The 558-nt window shown below is 70.8% G+C and carries 1 pseudogene; it reads right to left on the bottom strand.

The annotated features are described in order from the left end of the window. A pseudogene (locus tag CCN72_RS37265) lies at positions 1-426 on the bottom strand (sugar phosphate isomerase/epimerase); the annotation flags it as partial. Positions 427-558: the final 132 nt, after the last annotated feature.

Below are 558 nucleotides of genomic sequence, written 5' to 3'. Positions count from 1 at the left end.
GTCACCGAGCAGTTGCTCGGTCAGCTCGGGTTCGACGCGTAGGTGAGAGAAGATCCGCACGATCGGGGCGCCGAGGATGCGCGCGGCCTCGATGGCTCGCTCGATCCAGCCCAGCCGGTCCTCGGGTGGGACCTGGGTGGGGAAGCCGAAGGTGTCGACTCTCCCTGGCGTGGCTTCGGGACGGCACCACTTCCACAGCGGTGAGGCAAGCGCCGCCACCTTAAGGCCGCGCTCGTCGGCCCGGGCTCGGATGTGCCGCAGCCGGTCGGCGGGCAGCGTCACCGCGTTGGCGCCCTCGGCCGAGCGGATCTCCAGATGCCTGATGCCCAGCTTCACCGCCAGATCCATGCCCGGCACCGGGTCGGGGCCGAGTTCGTCGGGGTTGAGGACGAGGGTGTTGGCCGGCGTTCGGTTCACGGCCGTCATCTCCTTCGGTTGCATGGGTGGGGGAGGCCCGGTGCCGGGGTTTTCCGTCCGACACCGGGCGCTCAGGAGCTGTCAGTCAGCGGCGACCTCAGTTGCCACCGCCCGGAGGCGGCGGGGCCGGCGGAGAAGGAG

The sequence above is a fragment of the Streptomyces murinus genome (assembly GCF_002154555.1).
Lineage (GTDB): Bacteria > Actinomycetota > Actinomycetes > Streptomycetales > Streptomycetaceae > Streptomyces > Streptomyces murinus.
This window is presented reverse-complemented; position numbering and strand designations above follow the sequence as displayed.